The sequence below is a fragment of the Candidatus Nitrospira bockiana genome, assembly GCF_965152565.1.
This window is the reverse complement of record NZ_OZ224215.1, coordinates 1942823-1969812: the sequence shown is the minus strand read 5'-3', so window position 1 is coordinate 1969812 and position 26990 is coordinate 1942823. Positions and strand designations below refer to the sequence as shown.

At 67.8% G+C, this 26990-nt stretch carries 5 protein-coding genes; all 5 read right to left on the bottom strand.

What is annotated here, in order from left to right:
- Nucleotides 1-4 precede the first annotated feature (4 nt).
- Genes ACWHYV_RS09700 through ACWHYV_RS09680 form a run of 5 tightly spaced genes read right to left on the bottom strand, consistent with a single transcriptional unit; the run spans nt 5 to nt 26989 of the window.
- Entirely contained in the window at nt 5-9166 is a 9162-nt protein-coding gene (locus ACWHYV_RS09700; protein ID WP_447980435.1) for an amino acid adenylation domain-containing protein, read from the bottom strand.
- A gap of 5 nt (nt 9167-9171) precedes the next feature.
- A complete protein-coding gene (locus ACWHYV_RS09695; protein ID WP_447980434.1) occupies nt 9172-17253 on the bottom strand; it encodes an amino acid adenylation domain-containing protein in 8082 nt (2693 codons plus the stop codon).
- Between the two features lie 6 nt (nt 17254-17259).
- Nucleotides 17260-25167 (bottom strand): amino acid adenylation domain-containing protein, encoded by a 7908-nt coding sequence (locus ACWHYV_RS09690; protein WP_447980433.1) that lies wholly within the window; start codon nt 25165-25167, stop codon nt 17260-17262.
- Nucleotides 25164-26168, bottom strand: coding sequence for a TauD/TfdA family dioxygenase (locus ACWHYV_RS09685; RefSeq protein ID WP_447980432.1), 1005 nt, complete (start codon nt 26166-26168; stop codon nt 25164-25166). The genes ACWHYV_RS09690 and ACWHYV_RS09685 overlap by 4 nt, the downstream gene beginning before the upstream one ends.
- Before the next feature lie 56 nt (nt 26169-26224).
- Nucleotides 26225-26989: a 4'-phosphopantetheinyl transferase family protein gene (locus ACWHYV_RS09680; protein ID WP_447980431.1), complete on the bottom strand. Its 765-nt coding sequence runs from the start codon at nt 26987-26989 to the stop codon at nt 26225-26227.
- Between the last annotated feature and the right edge of the window lies 1 nt (nt 26990).

The following is a 26990-nucleotide window of genomic DNA, read 5'->3' as shown; positions in this document are numbered from 1 at the left end:
TCCCTCAGGCCGTCGCCGTCTGGAGATCCTGCTGGGCGAGCATCTCCCCCATCGCCACGACGATCTTGCGGGGTCCGACGAAGGGATCGCGGCCATGGGCGACCAGCATGTTGTCGACCATGAGGACGTCCCCCGGCTGCCACGCGAACCGCACCGCGGCCTGCTCGTAGAGCTCGGACAACTCCGCCACGACGGCGTCATCGATACGCGAGCCGTCTCCGTAGCAGACGTTCCGGGGCAGCCACTCCTCCCCCAGCATCGCCAGCAAGGACTCGCGGACGGTCGGCTCGAGGCAGGCGACGTGGTGGAGCTGAATCTGGTTGAAGAAGACCGACTCCCCGGTTTTCGGATGTTTGGCCACCGCCGGGCAGAGCTGGCGCGTTCTGAACCGGCCGTTGTCCAGCCAGGCGAAGTCCATCCCCGCTCTCTGACAACGCTCCTCGACCACGGCCTTCTCCGTCGTCTGGAAGAAATCCTGCCAGCTCACGTCGAAGCCCGGGGTAAAGTTCCGCACGTACAGGAGCTGCTTGCGCTCGAACCGTTCCCGGGTCGCAGGGCTCAGACGGCGGTACATCGTCCGACAATCGACGATCGGCGTGGCTCCTCCTACCGGCGACGCTTGCAGGCAGAAGAACCACTGCTTGAGCGGCCAGCGGTGCATGTGCGAGCTCTCGTTGTGGAAGAGGATGGCTCTGTCCGGAGGATACGGGGTGGACCCGTAGGTCTTCTCTCCCGCCTGCTCGCGGGGAAGGTCGCCGTACTCGCCGAACAAGTCTCGGCAGATCGCCTGTGCCAACCGTTCGAATTCCGAGACCGTCTTGACCTCGAACCCGCGGAAGAGGATGGCCCCGTGCTTGAGCAGCTCCGCCTCGATCAGGTCCCGGTTCCCGCTCGCCCAGGCCACCACGTCGACGTCCTCGACGGCCGGCTGGATGACCAGCGGCAACGATTGTCCGGGGCTGAGAGAATCTCGAGTAACCAGGGGACGCTCGGCAAGCGTCACCACCTTCCGCTTGATGCTCTTGAGCTTCTTGAGCTTCGCCTCCTCGTGCTGTCGATCCTCCATGGTCCGTGCCTCTCTTTCCGGTTCGGTCAGCATGTCGAGCGCGTCCAATCGGGCGTCGGGGCTCTCCACGAAACGGTGCAACAGCGCGACGAAGCGCCCCGACATCGTCGAGAGCGTGGATGGCTCGAACAGATCCCGGTTGTACTTCCAGACCCCCGCCAGACCCTCGTCCGTCTCCTCCATGAACAAGCCGAGATCGAACCGGGACACCTCGCTCTCCAGCTCCAGGGGCGTGACCTCGAGCCCGGGCAGCTCGACGCCGGACGCCGGGACGTTTTGCAGGACGAACAGCACCTGGACCAGGGGATTGCGGCTCAGATCCCGTCTCGGCCGCACCGCCTCGACCACTTTCTCGAAAGGAAGATCCTGATGGGCGTAGGCCCCCAAGGCCGTTTCGCGCACCCTGCTCAGCAGCTCGGCGACGGTTGGATTGCCGCTCACGTCGGTGCGCAGAGCGACCAGATTGACGAAAAACCCGATCAGGTCCTCGGTCTCCGCTCGGTTTCGGTTGGCGACGTCCGTTCCGACCAGGATGTCCTCTCGGCCCGTGTACTTGTGCAACAAGACCTTGAACGCCGCGAGCAACGTCATGAACACCGTCACACCGTGTCGGCGGCTGAGCGCCTGGAGTTGCCCGGCCACGGATGCGGGGACGGTAAAGGCGCAGCGGCCGCCTCGATAGGTCTGCACGGCCGGGCGCGGGCGATCGGCCGGCAGCTCCAACACGGGCGGTGTGGGGCCGAGGCGGTGTTTCCAGTAGGCGACCTCCGCCTCCAGCACCTCGCCCTGCAACCAGTCGCGCTGCCATTGCGCAAAATCGGCGTACTGGATCGACAAGGGCCGAAGCGGAGACGGCCGGCCGGCGACAAATGCCGCATAGAGGACGCTCATCTCCTGCGCCAGTACCGTCAGGGACCACGCGTCGGCCGCAATATGATGCACCACCATCAGGAGCACGTGCTCCCGCTCGCCAAGGTGCAGCAACCGCACGCGGAGCGGTCCCTCTCGATCCAGATGGAACGGCCGCTGGGTCTCCTGGACCGCCAGCCGGCGCACGGCTGGTTCGCGTTCGGCTTCCGGCAGCGTGCCGAGATCCTCGACCGGCAGCCGCACGGTCTCCAGCGGCTCGGGCGCGACCACCTGCACCGGCTCCCCGTCCACCGCGACGAACGTGGTCCGCAGGACCTCGTGGCGACGGATCAGCTCGGTGAAGCTCCGTTCGAGGGCGCCGACGTCCAGGGTCCCTCCGATCCGCAGGGCGAACGGAAGGTTATAGGACCAGCCGTCGGGCTCGAGCTGCGCCAAGAACCACAAGCGCTGTTGAGCGAAGGAGAGCGGGGCGTTCCCTTGCCGCTTCCTCGGCGCCAGCCGTGGCGCCGGCCCCCCCGGCCGCTGTGCGCGCTCGGTTTCCACCGCCTGGGCCAAGGCGGCGATCGTCGGGTGCTCGAACAGGCTGCGCAACGGCAGCTCGACCTGAAACGCGGCTCGTATCCGCGAGATGACCTGGGTCGCGAGCAGCGAATGCCCTCCCAGCTCGAAGAAGTGATCGTGCGCTCCCACGCCTGGACGCCCCAGAACATCCGTCCAAATCCCCGCGAGGATCTCCTCGGTCGGCGTCCGCGGCGCCACGCGGCGATGATGCTGCGCCTCATCCTCGGGGGCCGGGAGCGCTCGGCGGTCCACCTTGCCGTTCGAGGTCAGCGGCAGCGCGGCAAGCGACACGAACGCCGACGGCACCATGTAATCGGGAAGCTCGGACGCCAGGAAGGCGCGGAGCTCCTCTGAATCGAGACCCGGCTGTTGACTCGCGGAGGCCGCCACATAGGCCACCAGTCGTTTGTCTCCGGGGCGATCCTCCCGCGCCAGCACGACCGCTTCCCGGACGCCGGGGTGCTCGCACAGTCGCGCTTCGATCTCGCCCAGCTCAATCCGGAAGCCGCGGATCTTCACCTGATGGTCCACCCGGCCCAGGAATTCGAGCGTGCCGTCCGCCCGGTAGCGCGCCACATCCCCCGTTTTATAGAGACGCGCGCCTCGGTCTGGCCCGAATGGATCCGGCACGAACGCCTCGGCGGTCCGCGCCGGCTCATTCAGGTACCCGCGTCCCACCCCCACGCCCCCGACACAGAGCTCGCCCGAGACGCCAACCGGCACGGGCTCCATCGCGCCGTTCAGGACGTACAGCCGGAGATTCGGGATGGGCCGGCCGATCGGCATGTGGACCGCTCCAGATACCGGCGGCTCCACGATCGGACAGAGGGCGACGTCGTCCGAGCATTCCGCCGGCCCATAGGCGTTCATCAGGGGAATCCGCGGGTACCGTGCGAACCACTGGCGGCAGAGCTCGGGCGACAGTGCCTCGCCGGTGGGCAACACCCAGCGGAGTCGCGAAGGGATGGAGGAGAGAGGTCCCTGCAGGATCGCCGCCATCAACGACGGAACGATTTCGAGGACGGTGATGTCCTGAGCCTCGACCTCGTCGAGCAAGCGCCCTGGATCGCGGACGATCTCGTCCGGGACGATCCGCACACGGCCCCCGCAGAGCAGCGCCGTCAAGAACTGCCAGACCGAGATGTCGAAACACTGCGAGGCGGTCTGGGCGACGACGTCGGCCTCACTCAGCCCGAGGATCGGAATCTTGCTCCAGACGTTGTTGAGCATCCCTCGATGCTCCACCATCGCCCCTTTCGGCACCCCGGTCGAGCCGGAGGTATAGATCACGTAGGCGAGTTGCTGGGGCGCCACGGCGATCTGAAGGTCCCCGTCCGGCCACCGGTCGATCACGTCGCGCTCCAGGCAGAGGATCCACGGCGCCGAGCCCTCCGGCATGCTCTGGACCGCTCGTGCCGCCGTTGGGAGACACGCCTCCGTCGTCAGCAGAAGAGCCGCGCGACTGACGCGCAGCACCTGCTCCATCCGCCGAGCGGGGTGATGAGGATCCAGCGGCAAATAGGCCGCGCCGGCCTTCAACACGCCGAGCATCAGGCCCAGTAGGTCCACTCCGCGCTCATCCAGCACGGCCACAATCGTGTCCGGTCCCACCCCTTCGGCTCGCACGGCATGCGCAACCTGGTTGGCCGTCCGATTCAACGCGGCATAGGTCAGGCTGCGCACCGGGCCGGCGACCGCCACCGCCTCCGGCGTTCGGCGCACCTGGGCCTCGAACAGCCGCGGATAGCTTTGAGAGCCGAGGGCTGAGAGATCAGTGCTGAGTGCTGAGTGCTGAGTGCTGAGTCGTGGGAAGATAGGTTTCGTCTCGTTCCAGCCCACCAGGAGCTGCTGCCGTTCCTCATCCCTGAGCATCGAGAAGTCGGCGAGGCGGGCTTCGGGAGTGGCGGTCATGCGTTCGAGGAGGCGGTGAAGATGTCCGAGCATCCGTTCGACGGCCTCGTGCTCGAACCATTGCCGGTCGTAGGACAATCTGATGCCAAGCTCGGATCCCGGGTACGCCACGACGGTGATGGGATAGTTCGTATGCACCCGGTCCTGTTCGAACGTGATGCTCACGTCGCCTCGCTGCTCGCCCAACCTCGGATCCTTCGGCGCATTCTCGAAGACGACGAGGCTGCGGAACAGGGCCTGCCCGGGAGGGAGCTCGCTCCATCGCTGAATGGCAATGAGCGGCGGATATTCGTACTGGCGCAGCCGGTAGTTATGGGCCAAGAGATCTTTGAGCCACTCGATGACCGTGGCGTCCGGCGGGACCGCCACACGCAACGGCAGGCTGTTGATGAACAGGCCCACGATCGACTCGACCCCTTCCAACTCGGTCGGCCGGCCGGCCACCGTGACGCCGAACACCACGTCTCGTTCACCGCTGTATCGGCTCAGCAGCAGCGCCCAGGCACCTTGGACGAAGGTGTTGGGCGTGAGCTGGTGCTGCTGCGCGAGGGCGAGCAGTCGTTCGGTGGTCGAGGCCGAGAGCTCCGCGTACGCGTCGCCCATCGCCGGCTCGTCGGCCGCCGGCTTGCCGGCCGGACGCTCGATCCCGAACGAGGTCGGGGTTACGAAGCCCTTCAGCTCGTTGCGCCAGAACGCCTCGGCCGCGGCGAGGTCCTGCTTCTGCAACCAGGCGATGTAGTCGCGATACGGCCGAGGCGGCGCCAGATGGAGCTCCCGGCCTTCGACGTAGGCCTCGTAGTAGGCCTGGCAGTCCATCATCAGCAAGGAGAAACACCAATCGTCCGTGAGGATGTGATGAAAGCTCCTCACGATGTGAGACGCCGTGTCGGCGACGCGAATCAGCCGAATCTTCATGAGCGGCGCCTTGGAAAGATCGAAGCCGTTCTTCAATTCCTCCTGCAGGACGACGTTCAAGCGAGCCTCCTGCTCGGCTTCCGGGAGGCCGCGCCAATCCAGCTCCTCGACGACCGACGACAGATCGACGGACTTGTGCACGACCTGGAGGGGCTGCTTCAGATCCTTCCACCTGAAGGAGGTGCGCAGGATCGGATGCCGCTCGATCACCCGGTGCCAGGCCTTCACGAACGCTTCGCGATCCAGCGCGCCCTGCCAGCGGTAGTGTTGTTGCATCAAGTAGATGCCCGATCCCGGATTCAAGAGCGTGTGGAACAGCATCCCCTCCTGCATCGGGGACAGCGGGTAGAGATCCTCCATGTCGTTCCCGTCCACCCCCAGCGCGCCGAGATCGATTTGATCCAACGCAACCAAGGGGACTCGGGGAGGCGCGGCCGGCTCAGTATCCCGCGACGGGGAAGGGCCCTCGGGCTCCCGGTGGTCCGTCCGTCCGTTCGACTCGCGCGGCACGGCGACCCTGGCCGCCTCGGCGATGGTCTGGTGTTCGAACAACTGCTTCGGCGTGAGCTTGAGGCCCCGTTGATTGGCCCGGGCAATGACCTGGAGGCTGCGGATGGAGTCCCCGCCGATGGCAAAGAAGTTGTCGTGGACGCCCACCCGCTCGAGGCGCAAGACCTCCGCCCAGATGCCTGCAAGCGTCGCCTCGATCGCATTGCGCGGCGCCGTGTACTCGCGGGGCTCGGCACCCCCCGCCTGCTCGGAGTCCGGGAGCGCCCCGCGGTCCAGCTTGCCGTTGGGAGTCAGCGGAAGGGCCTGCAGGACCATGACCGCGCTCGGGATCATGTAATCCGGCAGGCGATGGCTGAGTCGATCGCGCAGGCGGGCGCCGTCCAGCACGGCGTCCTCGTTCGGGACGACGTAGGCGACCAGCCGCCTGGTTCCATCCGGGCCTTCGCGAAGCACGACGACGGCGTCTCGCACGGCCGGTTCGCCACGCAGGTGCGCTTCGATCTCGCCGAGCTCGATCCGGTAGCCTCGGACCTTCACCTGATGATCCACGCGCCCCAGGAACTCGATGCCGCCATCGGGTCGATAGCGGACACGGTCGCCCGTCCTGTACACGCGCCCTCCTGAGTGAAGGCCGAACGGATCGGGCAGAAACCGCTCGGCAGTCAAGTCCGGGCGCTGAAGGTAGCCGCGTGCGACCCCGCTTCCGCCGAGATACAATTCGCCGGGGACGCCGACGGGGACCGGCTGGAGATCCTCATCCAGGACATAGGCGTACGTGTTCGCCAGAGGCCGACCGATCGGCATCCGTCCGGACTCGCCGTCCTCTGACAGTCGGTGCGTCAACACGCCCACCGTCGTCTCGGTCGGGCCGTAATGATTGACGATCGCACAGGCCGGCGCCAGCGCCCGCACTTTGGCAAGGAGCTCCGGGGGCGTCGCCTCACCGCCCAGAACCAGACAACGTCGGGGCAAGACCCGTTCCGGGCGTCCGGCTTCCAAAAGACCGGCCAAGTGGCTGGGCACGATCTTCAGGACATCGACGCTATGATCGTGCATGTACTCCGCCATGCCGTCCGGGTCGAATCCGCGGTCGGCGGCGAGCACGTGCAACGGCCGCCCCGAACAGAGCGCCCCGAAGATCGCGGTGTTCCCGAGATCGGCGGCAATGGTGGAGACCGTCGCGAAGCTGGCCCCGGCCGGAAGCCCCAGCCGTTCCAGCACGCCCTGCACGTAGTTGGTCAGTTGACGGTGCTCGACCGCCACGCCCTTGGGGCGACCGGTCGAGCCGGACGTGTAGACGACATACGCCAGGTTGGCCGGCTGGACCTCGGGGGCGGTGACCTCGGAGGCGTCCCGCACGATGACGTCCCACCCGCGATCCAGGACGACGCGGACGACCGCCGCGCGTTCGAGCGCGTGCTCCCACTTCGATTGCGTCAGCACCACCCGCGCTCCGCTGTCCGCGAGCATGTCGGTCAGCCGCTCCGTCGGAAGCTTGGGATCGAGCGGAACGTAGGCTCCGCCCGCCTTGAGAACCGCGAGCAGACCCACGATCATCTCGAGGGAACGCTCCACGCACAGCCCCACCCGCACCTCGAGGCCGACCCCAAGCCGTCGCAGGTGACGCGCCAGCCCGGTCGCCCGCGCGTCCAACTCCCGGTAACTGAGCGTCTCCCCCTCGTACACCACGGCGACGGCATCGGGGTGCATCCGGGCTTGCGCGTCAACGAGCTGATGCACGCACAGGCTCTGTTCAGTGCTGAGTGCTGAGTGCTGAGTGCTGAGCTCGGAAGGGGCGAGCTCGAAAGCATCCGGGGCAGTGCGGAGTGCTGAGTGCTGAGTGCTGAGCGCTGAAGAGACGGACTCGGAAGCATCCGGGGCAGTGCGGAGTGCGGAGTGCTGCGTGCTGAGCTCGGAAGAGGCGGACCGCGGAGTATTCCATGCGATGAGCACCTGCCGCCGCTCGTCTTCGGTCAGCAGCGACAGCTCGGAGACGCGGGCCTCGGGTCGTGCCGCGATGGCCTCGATCAGCGCCCGGTAGTGCCCGAGCATGCGCGCCACGGCGCCGTGCTCGAAACGCCGCCGCGCATAACACAGGATCATCCGAAGCTCGGCGCTCGGCTCGACGATCAGGGAAAGCGGATAATTGTTGCGCCCGGCCGTCGGCGTGGGGGTCCCCTCCGCCGGCGGGGCCAGGAGGCTCACCGTCAGCCGGCCCGGCCGCGCCTCCGGCGCGTCGTCCTCCGGATAGTTCTCGAGCACGACCAGGGTGTCGAACAGCGGCTGCCCGCTCGGGATCTCGCTCCAGCGCTGGAGGCACGTGAGCGGCGCCCACTCGTACTGCCGCAGATCGCTGTTCTGTTGCTGGAGCGCGCGCAGCCACGACGAGACGGTCTCCTCGCCGCGGACCCGCACGCGGATCGGCAAGGTATTGATGAACAGACCGACCATGGTTTCGGCGCCCGGCAGATCCGTCGGGCGGCCGGAGACGGTCGCCCCGAACAGCACCTCGCGCTCGCCGCTGTACCGGCGCAGCAACATGGCCCACGCGCCCTGCACGACCGTGTTCAACGTCAGGTGATGGCGCTGGGCGAAGGCCAGGAGCGCCTCGGTCTCGCCCTTCGACAATCGGATCCCCTGCTCCGCATAGAGCGTCGAACCGTTCCCGGGGGGATCTTGGGGAGGCTCCAGAGGCAGCACCGTGGGCGCCGTGAATCCAGCGAGCGCCGCCCGCCAAAAGCGTTCGGCCGCCGCCAGGTCCTGTCGCTTGAGCCAGGCGATATAGTGGCGATAGGGGGTGGGAGGCGGCAGGGCGCGCGAGCGGCCTTGCACGAACGCCTCGTAGGAGGCCATCACCTCCTTGAGGATCACGGCGAAGCTCCATCCGTCGAGAAGGATATGGTGGTGACTGATGATGAAGTACCAGGCGTCGTCGGCCACGCGGATCAACGTCAGCCGCATCAGCGGCGGCTGAAGAAAATCGAAGCCCGCCCGACGATCGGCGGCGAGCAAGGACTCCAGGGCCGCTTTGCGCTCGCCTTCGGGATAGCCGCGCCAGTCGTGACAGTGAAGCGGGAGCGTGGCGTTCCGGCGTACGACCTGCAGCGGCTTCTCCACCCGTTCCCAGACGAAGGCCGTGCGCAACACGGCGTGCCGGTCGACCGTCTGCTGCCACGCCTGCTCGAAGGCGGGCAGATGGAGGTCGCCTTCCAGCAAGAACCCATACTGGTAGAAATAGGCATCCGCGTCGGCGTCGGAGACGTGATGGAACAGCAGGCCTTCCTGCAGCGGGGACAGATAGTAAATCGACTCGACGTCCTTTTGGGTCCGCATCGGTGTCAATCCATGCTCTCCAAGATGGTATCCAGCGCTTCTTGCTCGATGTCGATGTCCGGAAAGTCGGCCGGCGTGTACCCGCCGGCTTCAGGGGACAGACAGTGCGCGATCAGCGCGCGGAGGCACTGAAGGTAACGTCGGCTCACGGCGTCGATCGTCGCCCGCCGGTATCGTTCTCGGCTGTAGCTCCACGTGACCTCCAGTCGTCCCTCCTGGACCTCCGCACTGATGTCCAATTCGTACCTGAGCGGGCTCCTTGGGTCGTGCTCCCTTCCCACGGATTCCCGTGCCGGCGCGCACCAGCCCCGCTCCGGGAGCGCCTGATCCAACTGGCCGAGGTAGTTGAAGCAGATCTGCGCGGCCGGTTGGGCCCGTAGCTGGTCGGCGACCTGGCCGGCTCCGTCCAGGTACCGCAACATCCCGTACCCGATTCCCCGATGGGGAACCTTTCGGAGCTGCTCCTTGATCGTCTTCAGCGCCTCGGCCGGCGGGCAGTCCGGCGGCATCTCCAACAGCACCGGACAGATGCTGGTGAACCAGCCCACGGTCCGCGAGACATCGAGCTCCGGGAAGAGATCTTCCCGCCCATGCCCTTCCACATCCACCAGCACCGTCGGGCTCCCCATCCATGTCCCCAGAGCCTGGGCCAGCGCCGTCAGCAGCACCTCGTCGATGCGCGTGTGGTAGGCGTCGGGCACCTCGTGCAACAGGGCTCGGGTGTCCGCCTCGCTCAACGAACCCGTCACGTTCTCGAGCGCGGCTTCGGTGCGGTCCCCCCGAGGCTCGTCCACCGGCACGGGCGCCACCGCGCTCCGTCGCGGATCCAGCCAGTAGCCGGCCTCCTGCCGCAGAGCCTCCGACCGGGCATGGAGCCGGATCCGCTCCGCCCACTGTTTGAACGAGGTGGTCTTCGCCGGCAATGAGACCGCCTGCCCGCGCATCTGCTGCTGATAGGCCGTCCGGAGATCCTCGATCAGGATTCGCCACGAGACGCCGTCGACGACCAAGTGATGCACGGTGAGGAGCAACCGGCTCGAGCGGCCGTCGCCCAGTTCGAACAGCACACCCCGAAGGAGCGGCCCATCCTTCAGATGGAGGCGCGCCTGCCACTCGGAGGCGATCGCTTCCAAGGTCAGGGGCTGCGCGTCCGGCGCGTGGCTCGACAGATCCACCACGGTCAAGAGGCTCGCTGGCGCGTCGGCGCGGTTGATCTGCCGCCAGCCCTCCCCCTCGCGGACGAACTCCATCCGCAGGGCGTCGTGGTGCTGCACCAGGTGCCCGAGCGCCGCCTCCAACGCCGGGGGCTCCACCGGCTCGGTCAACTCGAGGAGCACGGCCTGATTCCAATGATGCGGGTTCGGGAGCTCCTGCTCGAAGAACCAGTGTTGGATCGGCGTGAGAGGCACCTCGCCGGTCACCACCCCTTGTCCGGCCCGAACGCCCGGACGCTCCTTCACAGCCGCCCCAAGCTCGCCCGCCGCCGCGGCCAATTCGGCGATCGTCTGGTGCTGGAAGAGCTGTCGCGGCGTCAGCACCAGGCCGGCCTGTTTGGCCCGCGCGATGACCTGCAGGCCCAGGATGGAATCGCCCCCGAGCTCGAAAAAGTTGTCCAGCACCCCGACGCGCTCCAGGCCGAGCACGTCGGCCCATGTGCGCGCGAGGAGCGCTTCGGCGGCGGACCGCGGCGGGACGTAGCTCCGTTCACGCTGGGCGTCCACCTCGGGCGCCGGCAGCGCCCGACGGTCCAGCTTCCCGTTGGGCGTGAGCGGGAGCGCGGGCAGGGAGACGCACACGGACGGCACCATGTACTCGGGGAGCTGCTCGGAAAGAACACGGCGCAGGGCGTCCGACGCAGGCGTCGCGCCCGGTTGCGGCACGACGTAGGCCACCAGGCGCTTCTCGCCGGGCCGGTCCTCCCGCAGGAGCACGACGGCCTCCCGGACATCCGGATGTCGGAGCAGATGCGCCTCGATCTCGCCCAGCTCGATGCGAAAGCCCCGCAGCTTGATCTGGTGGTCCATCCGCCCGAGGAATTCGAGGGTGCCGTCCGGCCGGTATCGCACCAGGTCGCCCGTTCGATACAGCCGGCTGCCGGGCGTCGGACCGAAGGGGCTGGGGAGGAATTTCTCCGCGGTCAGATCAGGGCGCTTCCAATAGCCCCGCGCCAGCCCGGCGCCCCCGATGAAGAGCTCGCCCGGGACCCCCACTGGGACCGGCGTGAGCCGCTGGTCCAACACGTACGCCTGCGTCTTGGCGATCGGACGCCCGATGGTCGCCGGGCCCCCGGCTCGGCGCAGCGCGTAGGTCGAATAGGTCGTGTCCTCCGACGGCCCATAGAGGTCGAAGACCCGCTCGATGTGTTCCAACGCGTAGAGCTGATCGACCAGTGCGGGCTTGAGCGCTTCGCCGGCCAGATTCACGGTCCGAACCGACCGGGGAATCGCCTGCTGGCGAAGCAGCTCGGCGATGGCGGACGGCACCGTGTTGATCAGCGTCACCTCCTCCGCTTCGGGGAGCGCCGGCAGCTCGAGGGCATGGTCGGCGATGATCACGCGCCCGCCGCAACTGAGGGGAACGAACAGCTCGAAGACGGACAGATCGAAGCAGAGCGAGGTGGAGGCCAGCATGCCCCGGAGGTCTTCGGGGCGATAGACGGTGTGCGCCCATTGAACGAGCGTGACGGCGCTCCCGTGGGTGATCACGACGCCCTTCGGCCGTCCCGTCGAGCCCGAGGTGTAGATCACGTAGGCGGCATGGCTCGGGTGATGGAGGACGGCGAGCGCGCCCCCCTCCTGCTCGGCGATCTCCGGCCAGTCGCGATCGATGCAGAGGCACCTGCCGGCCCGCTGGGGCAGGACCCCGAGTAGCCGCTCCTGGGTCAGCAGGACCGAGACCTGCGCGTCGTCGAGCATGTAGAGCATCCGTTCCCGAGGATACGTCGGGTCGATCGGCACATAGGCCGCACCGGCCTTGAGGATGGCGAGCACCCCGACGACCATGTCGAGCGAGCGCTCGACACAGAGGCCGACGAGGGACTCCGGCCCCACGCCGTGGCGCCGCAAGTACCGCGCGAGCCGGTTCGCCCGCGCATCCAGCTCCTGATACGAGAGCGTCTGTCCGGACCGGACGACCGCGACCGAGTCCGGCGTGCGGGCGGCTTGCGCGGCCACCAAGTCGTGCAGGCACAGGTGAGTGCCGAGTGCTGAGTGCTGAGTGCTGAGCTCGGAAGCATCCTCGGAAGTGCTGAGTGCTGGGTGCTGAGTGCTGAGCTCGGAGGCATCCTCGGAAGTGCTGAGTGGTGAGTGCTGAGTGCTGAGCTCGGAGGCATCCTCGGAAGTGCTGAGTGGTGAGTGCTGAGTGCTGAGGACGGCGGAGCTGTTCCACTCGACCAGCAATTGGTGTTGCTCCGGTTCGGAGAGCAGCGGCACGTCGGCGATCCGGACCTCCGGGTTCGCCACGATGGCCTGGAGCACCCGTTGAAAATGCGCCTCCATCTGCCGGATGGTGCGTTCGTCGAACAGGTCCGTGCTGTACTCGAAGAAGCCGGTGAGCTCCTCCGCTTCCGCCGTCATCTCCAACGAGAGGTCGAACTTGGCGCTCCCCGGATCCACCTCCATCACGTCGACCTGCACCCCCGGGATCGCCACGGTCTGTTCCGGCGGCGTCTGGAGCGCGAACATCACCTGAAACAGCGGACTGTGGCTGAGGTCCCGGGCCGGCTCCAGTGCTTCGACCAGTTGCTCGAACGGCAGGTCTTGATGCGCCTGCGCCCCCAGCACCGCCTCCCGAACCCGCGCCAGCAGCTCGGTCGCGCGCGGGTTACCGGCGAGATCGGTCCGCAGCACGAGCGTGTTGACGAAGAAGCCGATGAGCCCTTCCACTTCCGCGCGCGTACGGTTGGCGACCGGCGTGCCGATGCACAGATCCGTCTGACCCGTATAGCGGAACACCAACACCTGAAACGCCGACAGCAGCGTCATGAACAGGGTCGCCCCCTGCCGGCGGCTCAGCGCGGCAAGGGCCTGCGCGAGGGAGGTCGGCACGACGAAGGCATGCCGGGCGCCCCGGTAGCTCTGCACCGCCGGCCGCGGCCGGTCCGCCGGCAGCTCCAACACGGGCGGGGCGCCCGCCAATCGCCGTCGCCAGTACGCGAGTTGCGCCTCCCGCACCGGGCCTTCGAGCCACCGGCGTTGCCACTGGGCATAATCCGCGTACTGGATCGGGAGCGCGGGCAGGGACACCGGACGGCCGGCCAGATCGGACGTGTACAACGTCGCCACGTCGTGGATCAGCACGTTCATCGACCAGCCGTCGGCGATGCTGTGGTGCAGGGTGACCAACAGCACGTGGTCGAGCTCGCCGAGGCGAAGCACACCGGCCCGCAGCAGGGGGCCGTTCGTCAGGTCGAAGGGGCGCTGCCCCTCTTCCCGCGCAAGCCGCCGCGCAGCGGCTTCCCGCTCGACCTCCGGCAGAAGGCTGAGATCGACCCGGAAGAGCCGTACCTCCTGTTCGGGCGCGATCACCTGCACCGGCTCGCCTTCCTGGATCGCAAACGTCGTTCGCAGCACGTCGTGACGAGCGACGAGCCCATTGAAGCTCCGCTCCAGCGCGGACGGATCCAGGGGCCCGGTGACCCGCAGCGCCGCGGGGATGTGGTAAAACGCGCTGTCCGGCTCCAGTTGGGATAAGAACCACAATCGCTGCTGTGCAAACGACAGCGGCACCGGTCCTGTCCGGACCACCGGGAGCAACGGCGGCCCCTGGACACCAGCCCCGTCGAGTCGAGCCGCATCCACTGCCTTGGCCAGGTCGGCGACCGTCGGAGATTCGAAGAGGGTGCGGAGCGGAAGCTCGATCCCGAACACGGTCCGCACGCGCGCCATGACCTGGGTCGCCCGCAACGAATGCCCTCCCAGCTCGAAGAAGTCCTCGTGCCGGCCCACCCGGTCCACCCCCAGCACCTCGGCCCAGATCCCCGCCACCAGCTCTTCCGTCGCAGTCTGCGGGCCTGCCGCCCGCCCCGGTACCTTCGGTTCCGGTGCCGGCAACGCCTTGCGGTCGAGCTTGCCGTTCGGTGTGCGCGGCAGTACCGGCAACGCCGTGAACACGGCCGGGACCATGTACGCCGGCAGCCGCTCGGCGAGAAAGGCGCGGAGCGTGTCGGGTGCCCAGGGCGCCTCCTCGCTCGGCACGACGTAGGCGACCAGCCGTTTCTCGCCGGGACGGTCCTCACGCGCCAGCACCACCGTGTCGCGAACCGACGGGTGCGCCCCGAGGTGCGCCTCGATCTCGCCGAGCTCGATCCGGAAGCCGTGGATCTTCACCTGGTGATCCAAGCGTCCCAAGAATTCCAGGATGCCGTCGGGGCGGGAGCGGGCAAGGTCGCCCGTCCGGTAGAGCCGGCCGCCCGGCTCCTTCCCGAAGGGATCGGGAACGAAGACCTCCGCCGTCCGGGCGGGATCGTTGAGATAGCCGCGGCCGACGCCGACGCCGGCCACGCACAGCTCACCGGGAACGCCGACCGGTACGGGTTGGAGCATGCGATTGAGGACGTACAACCGCAGGTTGTCGACCGGACGCCCGATGGGCACGCTGGTCGCATCCTCGGGCAGCGCCGGCTCGATCGGGTGGAGCGCCACGTCGTCCGAGCACTCCGCCGGCCCGTAGGCGTTCAGGAGCCGCACGGACGGAAAGGCGGCCTGCCACCGCCGGCAGACGACCGGCGGCAGGGCCTCGCCGGTGGGGAGCAGCCAGCGCAACCCCATCAGAGAGGGGCGGGACGCGTCACCCGACGCATCGAGCAGGCCTTGCATCATGGCCGGGACGGTTTCGAGCACCGTGAGGCCGGCCGCGTCGACGAACGTGAGCAAGCGGCTCGGATCGTGGGCGATCTCATCCGGCACGATCGAGACACACCCGCCGACGAGGAATGCCGTCAAGAACTGCCACACCGAGATATCGAAACATTGCGATGCGGTCTGGGCGATCACATCGTCGGCCGTGAGCCCCAATACGGGGATCTTGCTCACCATGTTGTTGAGCATCCCCCGATGCTCGACCATCGCCCCCTTGGGTATGCCGGTCGATCCCGAGGTGTAGATCACATACGCCAGGTGGCGCGGGCCGCCCTGCGCCGGGAGGTCCGTGTCCGGCCAACCGTCCTCCAGGATCGTCTCGATCGACAGTACGCGGGGCGGCCGGTCGGACGACACGAGGCCTACCGCCTCGGCCGCCCGCTCGTTGAACCCGGAGGTGCAGAGCAGCACGGGGGCACGGCTCAACGTGAGCAGGTGTGCGATCCGCGCCGCCGGGTGCTTGGGATCCAACGGGAGATAGGCGCCACCCGCTTTGAAGACCGCCAGGACCATCGTCAGGAAATCCACGCCGCGCTCATCGAGCAGCGCCACGACCGTCTCCGGACCGACCCCTTCGGCCGCGAGCGCGCGGGCCACCCGGTTGGCTCGGGCGTTCAATTGCCGGTAGGTCAGGCGCGTGTCGCCGCCGAGTGTTGAGCGCGGAGTGCGGAGTGCTGAATGAAGGCTGAGCGCTGAGGGCTGATGGATCACGGCCACCGCATCCGGCGTGCGGCGCACCTGCGCCTCGAAGAGCTGCGGATAGCAGAGTGATGCAGTGCTGAGTGCTGAGCACTGAGTGCTGAGTGCTGGGAGATCAGTGCTGCGTGGTGGGAAGATAGGTTTCGTCTCGTTCCAGGCCACGAGTTGCTGATGCTCGGCCTCGGTCAGGAGCGGAAGGTCGCCGAGCCGGGCGTCGGGATGACGCGCCATCCCCCCAAGCAGCGTCTTGAGATGACCGAGCATGCGCGCGACGCTGTCCGCGTGGAACGCGCGCACGTCATAGGACAGCTTGAGCCCGAGCTCGGGTCCCGGCCAGGCCACGACCGTCATGGGATAGTTCGTGTGCACCCGGTATTGCACGTCCCGCACCTTGAAGACGATCCGGCCGTCGCGGAGCGCCGGATCGATCGGCGCATTCTCGAAGACGAAGAGGCTCTGGAACAGTCCCTGGCCCCGGCGGAGCTCGCTCCACTCCTGCACCTGCAGGAGCGGCGTGTATTCGTAGCGGCGGATCCGGATGTTCTCCGCCAGGACCTCCTTGAGCCACGGCAGGAGCGGGCGCTCGGGCCGGACCTCCAGCCGCAGCGGCAAGGTATTGATGAACAGCCCGACGATCGACTCGACCTCCGGCAGCTCGGGCGGCCGCCCCGCGACGGTCACTCCGAACAGCACGTCGCTCTCGCCGCTGTAGTGACTGAGGAGCAGCGCCCAGGCGGCCTGGACGAGCGTGTTGAGCGTCAATTGGTGCCGTTGGGCGAGGGCGACGAGCGCCGAGGTGCTCTCGGCATCCAAGCTTCCCGTTTCATCCCCGATCTCCGCCCCCTGATCGGCGATCCCCCCGAGCCGCTCCTCGAACACGAGCGGCGTCGGAGCGGTGACCCCTTTCAGGTACGCACGCCAGAAGCGCTCCGTCGTCCCCAGGTCCTGCCGCTGGAGCCAGGTGATGTAGTCACGGTACGGACGGGGCATCGGGAGCGCGAGCGGACGTCCCTGTGCGAACGCTTCGTAGTGGGCGAGGAAATCCATCATGAGCAGCGAGGTGCACCACTCATCGAGCAGGATATGATGGAAGCTGTGGATGAACTCGTAGGTCTTCTCGGCCAGACGGATCAACCTGATTCTCGTCAAGGGAGCCTTGTTGAAATCGAATCCCTCCGCGAGCTCCGCTCGCAGCAGGGCCTGAACCTCCTCGTCCTGCTCGGGTCCGGCTTTCCCCCGCCAGTCCAGCACCTCGACCGGGAGCTCGACGTCCTTGTGCACCACCTGCAGCGGCTGTTTCTGGCTCTTCCACGCGAACGAGGTCCGGAGGATCGGATGGCGCTCGGCGACCCGACGCCACGCGCGGGCAAAGGCCTCGCTGTCCACCTCGCCTTCCAGCACGTACCGGTTCTGCATCAGGTACATACCGGAGCCGGGGTTGAGCAGCGTGTGGAACAGCATGCCTTCCTGCATCGGAGAGAGCGGGTAGATCGATTCGATGTGGGTCGGTGAGGCGACGGGCTGCGACATAGGCTCCTATCGAATCTCCTCCAAGAGCTGACCGAGCTCCTGCTCGGTGAGCGGAACCTCGGGCACGTCCTGGCCCGGATGGTGATCGGTCGGCGTGCGCTCGCCCTCCTGGACGGCGACGGCGGCCGCTTCGGCGATCGTGGGATGCTCGAACAGGTCCCGGGGCGTCAGCGTGAGACCGCGCTGGCGGGCCCGGGCGACGATCTGCAGCGTGACGATCGAATCGCCCCCGAGCTCGAAGAAGTTGTCGTGGATGCCGATCCGGTCCAGATGGAGCACCTGCGCCCAGATCTCGGCGAGGAGGCCTTCCACCTGGGTCCTCGGTGCCACGTAGTCACGTGAGCGGATCGAGGAGAGATCGGGAGCCGGCAGCGCCCGGCGGGCCACTTTTCCGTTCGCGCTGAGCGGGAGGGCGTCCAGCGGCACGAGGAAAGCCGGGACCATGTAATCGGGGAGGTGTCGGGTCAGCCACTCCCGCAGCTCGTCCCCGTCGGGGGCCGCGCCTCTTCCCACCACATAGGCGACCAATCGCTTCTGCCCGGGGTGATCCTCGCGGGCGATCACGACCGCCTCGCCCACGGAAGGATGCTCGAGCAACCGCGCCTCGATCTCGCCGAGCTCGACGCGGAACCCCCGGATCTTCACCTGATGATCCAAGCGACCGAGGAATTCGATCGCTCCGTCCGCCCGGCGACGAGCGAGGTCGCCGGTTCGATAGAGCCGCGCGCCTGGCCGCGAGGTGAACGGGTCGGGAAGGAATTTCTCGGCCGTCAGATCCGGGCGGCCGTGATAGCCGCGCGCCAGCCCGACGCCGCCGATGTACAGCTCGCCCGCGACGCCGACGGGAACCGGATGGCCGAGCGGATCCAACAGATGGATCTGCGTGTTGGCGATGGGCGAGCCGATCGGAACCGAGGCGCCGGGATCGTCCCGGCGGCAGGCCCAGGCGGTGACGTCGATGGACGCCTCGGTCGGGCCATAGAGATTGTGGAGCTCCGCCTCCGGGTGCATCCGCTCGAAGAAACGCCGCTGCAGCTCGGCCGGGAGCGCCTCCCCGCTGCAGATCACGCGCCGGATGGATCGACAGGCGTTCACGCCCGGCGTATCGAGGAAAGCCTGGAGCATGGGGGGCACGAAATGCAGGGTCGTCACCGCATGGCGCACGATCAGCTCGACGAGACGGTCCGGGTGGCGGTGGTCGCCGGGGCGCGGGACGACCAGGCAGGCGCCGGTCATCAGGGGCCAGAAGAACTCCCAGACGGACACATCGAAGCTGAACGGCGTCTTCTGCAGGACGCGATCGCCGGGCTGCAGGCGGTACTGCTCCTGCATCCAGAGCAGCCGGTTGAGCAGACCGCCGTGCGGAATGCCGGCCCCCTTCGGTCTCCCTGTCGAACCGGAGGTATAGATGGTGTAGGCCAGGTGTTGAAGGGACAGGGGCACGTTCGGATCGTCGGTGCTCTCGCGCTCGATCCTCGATCCGTTGCGGTCCAGGCAGATGATCCGGGCAGGATGCGGGGGAAGCGCCTCCGCCAGCGCCTCACAGGACACCAACAGGGGGGCCGCCATATCCTGGAGCATGAAGGCGATTCGCTCCCGTGGATGATCAGGGTCGATCGGGACATAGGCCGCACCGGCCTTGAGAATTCCGAGGAGCCCGACCACCATTTCGAGCGAGCGCTCCAAGCAGATGCCGACCAGGACGTCGGGTCCCGCCCCGTGCCGCCGTAGATGGTGCGCCACCTGGTTGGCCCGTGCATTGAGCTCCCGATACGTCAGCCGTTGTCCCTCGAACACGACGGCACAGGCCTCCGGTGTCTGCTCGGCCTGCGCCTCGATCAGCTCGTGCACGCAGCGCTCCAGAGGATAAGCTCGTTCGGTGGCGTTCCAAGTCCCCAGGAGATGCCGCTCCTGTTCCGTCGGCAGCGAGATCTCCCCCAGGCACAGCCCCGGGTTCCTGGAAAGCTCCTCGAGCAGGCGGGCCACGTGCGCGAGCATGCGTCGAACGCTCTCCTCGTCGCAGCGTCGCCGGTCGTAGGAACAGCGGAGGCTCAGCTCGGCCCCGGGAAGCACCGTGATCGTGAGCGGATAATTCGTCTGATCGTCGACCGTGACCTCGCTCACATGGAGCTCGGACGACCCGGCAAAGACCGTGGGATCGGTCGGATAGTTCTCGACGACCAGCAGGCTTTCGAAGAGCGGCTGCCCCTTGGGGATCTGGCTCCAGCTCTGGATGCTCGTCAGCGGCGTGTGCTCGTAGTGATGCACGGCTGCGCTCTGCGCCAGAAGCTCTTTCAGCCAGGACAAGACGGTGGCCGTCGCCGGCACCCTCACCCGCAGCGGCAGCGTGTTGATCAGGAGCCCCACCATCGCCTCGATGCCGTGGAGGGGAGCGGACCGACCCGAGACGGTCACGCCGAAGACGACGTCCGGGTCCCCGCTGTATCGGCTCAACAGCAACGCCCAGGCGCCTTGCATGAGCGTGCTCAGCGTCAACTGATGGCGCTGCACGAATGTCGTGAGGGCGCGCGTGGTCGAAGACGACAGGGTGACGACGTGAGAGCCGACCCCACCCGCCTGCCCCCCGACGTCGGGCCGATCGATGCCGAGCGGCGTGGGGGCCGTCACGCCCGCCAAAGCCTCGCGCCAATGGCGTTCCGCCTCGTTCGGGTCCTGCCGTTGCAACCACGCGACGAAGTCCCGATACGGGCGGGACGGTGGAAAGATCGCCCGCTCTCCGCGGAGCGACGCCTCATAGCCGGCCAGCACCTCCTTGAGCAGCACCGGCACGCACCAGCCGTCCAGGAGGAGGTGGTGATGGGTCCAGACCACGCGATGGAGCCGCTCCGCTTGCCGGATCACCGTCAATCGGAGGAGCGGAGCCCGGGCGCAATCAAACCCGGCCTTGCGGTCCGTCTCGAGCCACTCCTGAAGTCTCGCCCGCTGCTCCTCTTCGGAAAGATCCCGCCAATCCAAGCACGTCAGCGGCAGACCAACCCGACGCCGGACGACTTGGAGCGGCTCGCTCACGCCCTCCCCCTGCCAGAGAAAGGCCGTGCGGAGAGCCGGATGGCGGTCCACCACCTGCTGCCAGGCTTGCCGGAAGGCGGCGAGATCGAGGCGACCTTCGACCGTGCAGGAGACCTGCTCCACATAGACGCCGGTGTCCGGGGCATAGAGGGCATGAAAGAGCAGGCCCTGCTGCAGCGGCGTCAACGGATAGACGTCTTCGACGTCGCGGTCGGCGCCGAAGAGCACATCGAGTCGCGGCTGATCGAGCCGGGCCAGCGGAACATCGGACGGCGTGAGGCCGCCGGCCTCCGGCCGGCGGCAGTATCCGACGAGCGCGCGCAGCCGTTCCATGCACCCGCGGCTCAGGTCCTGGATCGTCTCCTCGCGATGGCGCGCGCTGCTGTAGCTCCAGCGGACCTGCAGGCGGCCGCCGACGATCACGGCGTCGATCTCCAGGTCGTAGCCCCGGGATCCCGCAGGGTCGCGATCCGCGCCGGTCGCCTCGGCGGCGAGCGTGAGCAGTGAGCTTCCCGCGAACGTCTGGTCCCACTGCCCCAGGTAATTGAAACTGATCCGAGCTTGTGGAAGCCCGTGCAGCCGCCCCGCGGCTTCGCTGTCCGAGAGGTATCGCAGAAGCCCGTACCCGATGCCGCCGCGGGGCACTCGACGGATCTGTTCCTTGACCTTCTTGAGCGCCTCGTCCGGCCCCGCCTCCGACGAGACGTCCAGCCCGACGGGATGGAGCGTCGTGAACCAGCCGACCGTCCGGGAGACGTCGATCTCCTCGGACAGCTCCTCCCGGCCATGCCCCTCGACCTCGATCAGGACTCGCGCATCGCCGGTCCATCGCACGAGCGTTTGGGCGAGCGCGGTCAGCAGCACCTCATCGACTCGCATGCGGTAGGCATGCGCCGCATCCTGGAGCAGCGCTCGCGTCTCCTCCTCGTTCAGGACGTCCATGACCACGGCGGTGGTCGATTCGGTCCGCGCCCCCGTCGGATCATCGAGAGGGACCGGCCGTGCGGCCTGGAGAAGACCGAGCCAGTAGGGCGCTTCGGCCTGCACGGTCGGCGACCGCGCCTCCTCGATCAGGCGTCCGGCCCACTCCTGAAACGACGCCGTCTTGGCCGGCAGCCTGACGGCTTCCCCACGAAGGCGCTGCCCATAGGCCGCCTGGAGATCTTCCAAGAGGATCCACCACGACACGGCGTCGACGACCAGGTGATGGATCACGAGCAGGAGACGGCCGGAGCGCCGCGGACCCAAGTCGAACCAGACCGCGCGCAGCACCGGGCCCTCGGCCAGATGTAGCCGTCGTTGCCATTCATCGATCGCCGCTTCCAGCCTCGCCCGCTGCTGCTCGGCCGGGACATCGGAGAGGTCGACCCGGACGACCGCCGGCTCGGAGTCGGTCGGTCGATCGGCGGCGTACCGCTGGCGCCACCGATCGCCCTCACGCACGAACCGCAGCCGTAGCGCGTCGTGATGCTCCACCAGCGCCCGTACCGCCTCCTCCAGGGCCGCCACCCGGATCTCTCCTTGCCCCTCCAGCAACAGCGCCTGGTTCCAGTGGTGGCGGTTCGGGATCTCCTGCTCGAAGAACCATCGTTGGATGGGCGTGAGCGGCACCTCCGCGCCCGGGGACACGTGGTCAACCGCCCGCGTGCCCGGCTCGCCGGCCACCGAGGCGAGCTCTGCAATGGTCTGATGTTGGAAGATCTGCCGCGGCGTGAGCCGCAGCCCGGCATCGCGAGCCCGCGCCACCACCTGAAGGCTCAGGATGGAATCCCCGCCCAGCTCGAAGAAGTTGTCATGGACCGTGATGTCCGACTTGCCGAGCACCCCGGACCAGATCTCGGCCAAGACCGCTTCCGCTCGGGTGCTCGGCAGCCGAGGGGCGCCCTCTCGTCTCGTGAGGATGGCGGGCGCAGGCAAGGCGGAGCGGTCCACTTTGCCGGCCGGGGTCTGCGGCAGCGCCGACAGGAACACGAAGGCGGCCGGCACCATGTAATCCGGCAAGCGGTCCTGGAGAAACCGTCGCAGCTCGTTCGCCGACCCCGCCGGCTCGCCGACGACGTACGCCACGAGGCGCCGCGCCCCCGACTCCTCGCGCAGGAGCACCACCGCGTCCCGCACGGCGGGATGGGCGCGCAACTGCGCCTCGATCTCCCCGAGCTCGATCCGGAGCCCGCGCAACTTGATCTGATGGTCGATCCGTCCGAGGAACTCGAGTTGTCCGTCCGCTCGCCGGCGCACGCGATCGCCCGTCCGGTACAGTCGTCCTCCGGGCGCCGCCCCGAAGGGATCGGGAACGAATGTCTCCGCCGTGAGATCCGGCCGGTTCAGATACCCCCGCGCGAGCCCGGCCCCGCCGATGTACAACTCGCCCGGCACACCGATCGGCACCGGTTGCATCGTCCCATTCAGGACATAGGCCTGCGCCTGCGCGACCGCTCGGCCGATGGGAACCGGGTCGGCAGCGGCGGCGCCCGTCAGGTCGGCGCAGGTGGCTACGATCGTCGTCTCCGTCGGCCCGTACGTATTCAGCAGGCGACACGCCCGCCCCACCGATCCGGCCCAGAGCGCAAGCCGATCCGCCCGCGCCTGCTCCCCGCCGATGATCGTGAGCCGGAGCGCCGGCGGAACCTGAACCTCGCCGGCCAGTCGCGCGGTGAGCTCGTGCCAATACATGGTGGGGAGATCCAGAACGGTGATGCCCCAGTGCGCGCACGCTCGAACGAACGCGGGCACCGACTCGAGCATCCCGTCCGTGCGGAGCACCAAGGCGGCGCCGGACGCCAAGCAGGGATAGATCTCCTCGGCACTCGCGTCGAAGGTGACCGACGCGAATTGCAGGACCCGGTCGGACGGCTCGAGCCCGAACGCCTCCCTGGCATATCTCACGTAGCTCGCCAGCGAGCCGTGCGTGATCAGAACCCCCTTCGGCCTCCCCGTGGACCCCGAGGTATAGAGCACATAGGCCAGATTCTCCGGCTGCACGCCGCTCGCGCCGGGCTCGCCCGGGTGGCGCGCGATCACGGACCAATCCCGATCCAGGCACAGGCATTCGATCCCGGCATCCGGCAGCTGCGCGAGGCATCGCTCCTGGGTCAGGACGAGCCGGACGCCGGCGTCGTTGAACACCGCCGCCGTCCGTGCCTTCGGATGCGTGGGATCAATCGGCACATAGGCGCCCCCGGCCTTGAGGATGCCGAGCAGTCCCACGATCATCTCGATCGAACGTTCCAGGCAGAGCCCCACGAGCACGTCCGGTCCGACTCCCCGCCGGCGCAACTCGCGAGCCAATCGGTTTGCACGAGCGTCCAGCTCCCGGTAGGTCAGCGCCCGGTCCTCGAGCGCCACGGCGATCGCCTCCGGCGTCCGGACAGCTTGAGCCTCGATCAACTCGTGCACGCACGGGTGAGTGCGGAGTGCCGAGTGCGGAGTGCCGAGTGCGGGGGAGGCGCCGCAGAGCGGAATGGGGAGTGCGGAGTGCGGAGTATCGAGCGCGGAGGACGCGATGAGGAATTGGGCGCGTTCCTCCTCCGTGAGCAACGGCAGGTCGTCGACCGGGACCTCCGGCCGGGCCGTCATGCCGTCGAGCACGAGAAGGAAATGGTTCGCCATTCGCCGGATCGTGCCTTCCTCGAAGAGGTCGGTACTGTATTCGAGGATGGCCTGATACTCAGAAGGGCCAGGCACGATCTCGAGCGACAGCTCGAACGGGGCGGCGCCCGGGTCGACGTCGAAGAGGTGAATCGAGAGGCCGGGGATCTCCAATGGCGGAACGCGGTGCTCGAGCGCGAACATGACCTGGACGAGGGGAGAATGACTGAGCGCCCGTGCCGGCTGCAGCGCTTCCACGAGCTGCTCGAACGGCAGGTCTTGATGGGCCTGGGCCTCGAGCACGGTCTCGCGGGCGCGCCCGAGGACCTCCAGGGTGGACGGATGCCCCTCCAAGCGAGCCCGGAGGACCAGGGTATTCACGAAGAACCCGATCAGCCCTTCCAGCTCCAGGCGAGGACGATTCGCGATCGGCGTTCCGATGCAGAAGTCCCGCTGCCCGCTGTACCGACCGAGCAGGATCTGGAAGCCGGCGAGCAACGCCATGAAGAGCGTGGCGCCCTGCTCGCGCGCCAGGCTCTCCAGCCGCTCCACGACGCCGGACGGTAAGGCAAACCGATAGCGTGCGCCACGGTACCGTTGCACAGCCGGCCGGGGTCGATCCGTCGGCAACTCCAGTCGATCCGGCGCGCCCGCCAGCCGGTCGCGCCAATACGCCAGCTCCCGGTCCCGCATCGGCCCCTGAAGCCACTGCCGTTGCCAGTGCGCAAAATCGGCATACTGGATCGGCAACGGCGGCAGCGACGACGGCCGACCGGCCGCCAGGGCGGGATAGATGGCCGCAAACTCTTGGGCCAGGATCGCCGCCGACCAGCCGTCGAAGATGATGTGATGGATGATGAGCAGCAGGACCTGATCGAGCCCGCCGAGTCGCACCAGGTGGACGCGCAGCAGAGGCCCCTTCGTCAGATCGAAGGGGCGCTGGGCCTCTTGCCTTGCCAGTCGCTCGACCGCCGCCTCGCGGTCTGCTTCCGGCGTGCCTCGGAGGTCCACGATCGACAGCGGCACGGAGGGGTCGGCCCCGATCACCTGCACCGGCTGCCCGTCGATGGTCGCACAGGTCGTCCTGAGCACCTCATGGCGCCGGATGATCTCCCTAAGGCTCTGTTCCATCGCCGCGACGTCGAGCGCCCCCACGATCCGCAGGGCGACGGGCATATGATAGGACGAGCTGTCGGGCTCGAGCTGCGCCAGAAACCACAGCCGTTGCTGCGCAAAGCTCATCGGGAAGACGTAGACGCCTTCACGAGCGGCGGATGTCTCCGTCGCGTCCTTCATCGGTCTGTTGCTCCACTGCCACGATGGGATTCGGCCATCGCCACCAGGATTCGGCGCGGCCCGCGAAAGGGCATGCGGCCGTGGGCAACCAACATGTTGTCCACCATCAGGAGATCGCCCTCTTGCCACGGGAAACGGACCGCGAGATCGTCGTAGACGCTCCGGATCTCGTCCAGCACGGACGACTCCAGGGGCGCGCCGTCCCCGTAGTACACGTTGCGCGGCAGGTCTTCCTCGCCGACGGCGGCGAGGAGCGCCTCGCGGACCTGGGGGTCCAGATTGGAGACATGGAACAGGTGCGCCTGATTGAACCAGACCCGTTCCCCCGTCCGGGGATGGACCGCGGCCGCCTGGCACACCTGCCGCGTACGCAGCTCGCCGTCCGGCTTCCACTCGAACTGAATCCCGGCTCCCCGGCAATAGGCCTCGACCGCCGCTCGATCGGTAGTGTTGAACACCTGCTGCCACGGGACGTCGAGCCCGTTGCCGTAGTTCCGCACGTACATGAGCTGCTTCTCGATGAACCGGTCCCTGATCTTCGTCGGGATACGATCGAAGACCCGCCGGCTGTCGGCGATCGGCGTCTCGCCTCCTTCGGGAGCCGCCTGCGCGCAGTGGAACCAGATCTTCATCGGCCACTCGGTCGTGTACGCCTGCTCGTTGTGGAGCGGGATGGTCTGGTGCGCGGGATATTCCGTCGAGGTGTAGATCCGGCCGGTCACTTGCGAGCGGGGCGTGGACCCGAACTCATAGTCGAGGAGAGTGGGCGTGAGGACCCTGACGAACCGTTCGAACGCGGAGACCGAGCGAACGGGAAAGCCGCGGAACAGGATCGCGCCATGCCGGTACAACCGCGCGTCGGCGAGCTCCTTGGCGGCATCCGCGAGCGAGTCCGGCGCGCGATCGTCGCCGGGAGGCACCCGGACCACGAGCGGCAGCGGGGATCCCGACCATGTCTCGGTCTGAAGAGCGGTCTGAAGAGTAGGTTCGAGACGACCCATGGCGCTTCTCCTTCGTCCAGCCTCACCGAACTCTGACGGACGATCCCTTCACTCCCTCACCCGAGGGCGTCCGACCTCCAACGCCGACACGTCAGCCGGTACGGACCGCCCTCAACCACCAAGGCGCCGAGGTACCCCGGGAACGGCCGCAAGAGCCGAGCCTCGAAGGCGCGGGCATCCGGCTGGCCGTCGACCCGCATCGAGACACGCGAGACGTCGGGCGAGACCGCGACCTCGATCCGATCGAGCGGTCCGCTGAGACCTCTGCCGATCGCCTTGAGATACGCCTCCTTGACCGTCCAGCAGGCGAAAAACCAGTCGCACCGGCGGGTCGGAGCCATCGCGTACAGCGAGTCCTTCTCGGACGGAGAAAAGAACTGCCCCACGACCTCGCCGTAGGGGAACTGGGGCCGGATGCGCTCCACATCGACCCCGACCTCGCGTCCCCGCGTGACCGCGTAGAGGATGAGTTCCTCGGAATGCGACGCATTGAAGCGCAGCGCCGGCTCTGCCGGCATCGTCCGGAGGGCCGGCTTGCCATACCTCCCGTACGAGAACGCCACACGGCCCGGCTCTCGCCCCACGTATCGCGAGAGAATGAGGCGGAGCAGCCCGCGGCTCAGGACGAATCGCGTCCGGGCCTGCGGGAAGGAGAACCGGTCCGCCCGTCTCCGTTCGTCCGCCGACAGGACCCCCTCGAACGAGTCGGTGAGCCCGCTCACGTCGTCCAGCGTGCTCCACCACACGTGCACATCGTCCACCCCGATCGTCATCGGAGCCGCCGGGGAGTCGATCGCCGCGCTCTCGTGCGATGGAGCCACC

What these genes read in the sequence shown, in the direction of transcription:
- ACWHYV_RS09700 (WP_447980435.1), bottom strand. Translation starts at nt 9,166, where the DNA reads ATGCGGACCCAAAAGGACGTCGAGTCGATTTACTATCTGTCCCCGCTG.
- ACWHYV_RS09695 (WP_447980434.1), bottom strand. Translation starts at nt 17,253, where the DNA reads ATGTCGCAGCCCGTCGCCTCACCGACCCACATCGAATCGATCTACCCG.
- ACWHYV_RS09685 (WP_447980432.1), bottom strand. Translation starts at nt 26,168, where the DNA reads ATGGGTCGTCTCGAACCTACTCTTCAGACCGCTCTTCAGACCGAGACA.
- ACWHYV_RS09690 (WP_447980433.1), bottom strand. Translation starts at nt 25,167, where the DNA reads ATGAAGGACGCGACGGAGACATCCGCCGCTCGTGAAGGCGTCTACGTC.